General features: G+C 45.9%; 7 protein-coding genes. All 7 read left to right on the forward strand.

Annotated elements, in window-relative coordinates:
* The first annotated feature begins 74 nt into the window (after positions 1-74).
* Entirely contained in the window at positions 75-359 is a 285-nt protein-coding gene (locus tag LGZ99_RS23870) for a hypothetical protein (RefSeq protein ID WP_262979790.1), read from the forward strand.
* Positions 360-361: 2 nt separating this feature from the next.
* A complete protein-coding gene (locus tag LGZ99_RS23875) occupies positions 362-1,102 on the forward strand; it encodes a Rha family transcriptional regulator (protein ID WP_262979791.1) in 741 nt (246 codons plus the stop codon).
* Positions 1,102-1,701: a hypothetical protein gene (locus LGZ99_RS23880; RefSeq protein WP_262979792.1), complete on the forward strand. Its 600-nt coding sequence runs from the start codon at positions 1,102-1,104 to the stop codon at positions 1,699-1,701. The genes LGZ99_RS23875 and LGZ99_RS23880 overlap by 1 nt, the downstream gene beginning before the upstream one ends.
* Positions 1,698-2,057, forward strand: a complete 360-nt coding sequence (locus LGZ99_RS23885; RefSeq protein WP_262979793.1) for a hypothetical protein — start codon at positions 1,698-1,700, stop codon at positions 2,055-2,057. The genes LGZ99_RS23880 and LGZ99_RS23885 overlap by 4 nt, the downstream gene beginning before the upstream one ends.
* Positions 2,054-2,266: a hypothetical protein gene (locus LGZ99_RS23890; RefSeq protein ID WP_262979794.1), complete on the forward strand. Its 213-nt coding sequence runs from the start codon at positions 2,054-2,056 to the stop codon at positions 2,264-2,266. Before LGZ99_RS23885 ends, LGZ99_RS23890 begins: the two co-directional genes overlap by 4 nt.
* Entirely contained in the window at positions 2,266-2,544 is a 279-nt protein-coding gene (locus LGZ99_RS23895; RefSeq protein WP_262979795.1) for a phiTE_015 family protein, read from the forward strand. Before LGZ99_RS23890 ends, LGZ99_RS23895 begins: the two co-directional genes overlap by 1 nt.
* Positions 2,541-2,797, forward strand: a 257-nt coding sequence (locus tag LGZ99_RS23900) for a hypothetical protein (protein WP_262979796.1), incomplete at its 3' end; no start/stop codon positions are given. The genes LGZ99_RS23895 and LGZ99_RS23900, both read left to right, overlap by 4 nt.

The raw sequence follows: 2,797 nt of genomic DNA on the forward strand, positions 1-2,797 counted from the left end.
CGCGAATGTTGCGCTCTTGATGCCAATCGTTGCTCAAGAGAAGCACGCCGACCATACAGAGCGGAGGGATTGTAATGAGCTGTCAAAACAAACCCCATACAGTCGGTGTAACTTCTGTTAGCCGGGAATCCAGGGTAACCCACAATCGCAGACAGGCACGCAAGTTAACACCGGAAGAGTTTTTATCACTGAATGCAGTGAAAGAGTATCTCGCGATTTATCCCGATAGCGTCAGACGTGATCCGGACACTGATGACATCTGGTTAAACAAAACGCTAATGATTATGTACCTGGACATATGCCAGGAAAAGAAATTCAAGAAAGCCTTACTTAAGGCAATGAAAGAGCAAGGGGTATGAAAATGACCAATATCATTACCACCAGCAATCAAACGGCCATGATGGGTAGCCGTGAAATTGCGGAACTGACAGATAAGCGCCACGATAACGTTATTCGTGATATCCGGGAAGTTCTGAAAGCCGTCTATAGCGTTGAATTCGATTCCTCATTTTTGAGGAATCATAGAAATCAACAAGTTATGTTTACTGCCGGGATTACTGTTGCTGTTGATGAGAGGGGTTTTATCAGTGAAATTCTCCTTGATCGCCGGAATACCGAAATCCTGATCACCGGATATGATGTCAGGCGTCGCGCCGCCATCATTGACCGTTGGTTTACTCTGGAGTCTGGTGCCGCAAAACCAAAATCTCAGGCTGAACTTAACCTTGCCTACGCCTTAACACAAGTAGAACAGGAGCGCCGCCTTAATCAGGTTGAAGAAAAAGTTGAAGAGGTTTCTGAAACCATTGAGCAAATCAAGCAGGGAGCTATTCCCGCGGGTTGGATCGGGTTCTCTCTGGCTGCGACTGAATCAGGATTAACCAATACCAAGTGCCGTACCTTGGCTGAACAGTACAACGTACCAACGGACAGCATCACCATAATGACACCAGACGGACAACCTCGCCCGATGAAAATCATATTTAAAGAGGACTTCATGAACGCATTCCGCCTGATGATGGGTGAAGCCGAGCAACGTAAATCCAAATGGTATCACCCAAAAATGGGACTGTTCCAAGTTATCGGGTGGGAGGGTAAGTAATGAGCAAACATCACACTAAGCCAGCATTTGATTACGGCAAGTATGGCGTCTTTGTCATTACTGAGGCAGCGAACAGCAAAATCATGAGTTATGCGGAGGCATTGGGATCGTTGGACGCGGGTCAATACGACAATGATTTATTACTGGGCTTTGAATTGATAGCGGCTATTCTTCATGGCTGGAAAGCGGGCTTCTATACGCAAACTAGTGAACAGCGGCTGATGTTGTGGCGGTGGGTTGTGTCAGCCTCGTTTGTGCAAGAGCAAATAGACAGAAACGGCACCCTTGAAGTCGATAACGACAAGGGAAGCACCGATACCGCAGCCCTCTACGATAATGGTACAACGGCAATCACGATATACCCATTAGCAGAGCGCATGATGTTAGCAACCCATATTGAGGGGATCGCCTTTGAGAAGTCCGGTAACGAAGACGGGGCGGATATGGCGGTCAGAATGTACATGACTTTTATCAATATGCAGCCAGAGATCGGCAATCGGCTATCTGAGAAAGGACGTGAAGGGCTTTCTATCTTGCACGATGAATTAATCAAAGCGGCAAAGGCTGGTGAGTTTAACACCATGCCGGTTATTCATTGACAGGAGGCTCAGATGATAACAAAAACTTTCACCTTAATGCGCTGGCAAACACCTACGCAGCCGCTATCTATCACGATGTAACAACCCGTAATGGTGGTGCCCACTTCACGATACAAGTCGGCAAAACAGAAATCAATATCGCTATTGTCGATGGGGTAAAAGGTGTTCGCCAATTGGTTGATAGCTACGCACTGGAAGCACTACAGCAGAACTATCCAGCATGGGAATTGATAGCCATTAACCTGATGAAAAAATGCATAGTCAATGACCGTCTGACAGGCTACGGACGTGAAATATGGCAAAGCATGGTCAAGGACATGGGCGACACGCTGGCAAGAAGGGGAATATTTCAATGAGAATCGAATACTTTGATCATACTGAGCAAATCGTCGTTACCAGTTTCATCACTGAACGCCGCAAACACAACCGTTGTATCGATGCTGCCCTGTTAATGGTACCTGTTCGTGCCTGGTCTACTGGCTTTCTATTAAGGAAAACCACTATCACCGGCAAAACGGCGCACGTATTGCGAGCCTACAGAATCATTTGCAGGGAGAAAGAATAATGACAAACAAAGAACAATTTGAAAAATGGCTCACAGAAACTTATCCATGGGGTGATGAAGAGTTAGAAAAAGCTTTCTTTCAGGAAGAATACCAATACTACATCAGTGACAGCAACGCATTGCATTTTGCGTGGGCTGGCTGGAAAGCTCGGGGTGAAGTTCGAGTGGAACTACCAAATTATGTTGATTGTGATGATGATGACGAACTGGGTATTGAATATAACAGAGGTATTGCTCACTGCGATACTCACCTGAAATCACAAGGAGTAAAGTCATGATCAATAACTCATTCCACTTAACACAGGTAATCGCCTCGGCTTGGGGCGATCCATCTAATATCACCGATGCAGTCTGGAACGCCGGTTACAGAAAAGCTGACAGGACATCAGAGGAGATGGTATTGGTGACACTCAAGGTCATCAAGGATTCTCATTACAGCGATATTCCGTATGAGTACTGGCCCAAAGATTTAGAAGCCGTACTTGCTGCTGAGCTGAACTTTCTGATTGATGATTTCGTCTGGAATGACAA

Source organism: Photorhabdus temperata (assembly GCF_025384845.1).
Lineage (GTDB): Bacteria > Pseudomonadota > Gammaproteobacteria > Enterobacterales > Enterobacteriaceae > Photorhabdus > Photorhabdus temperata.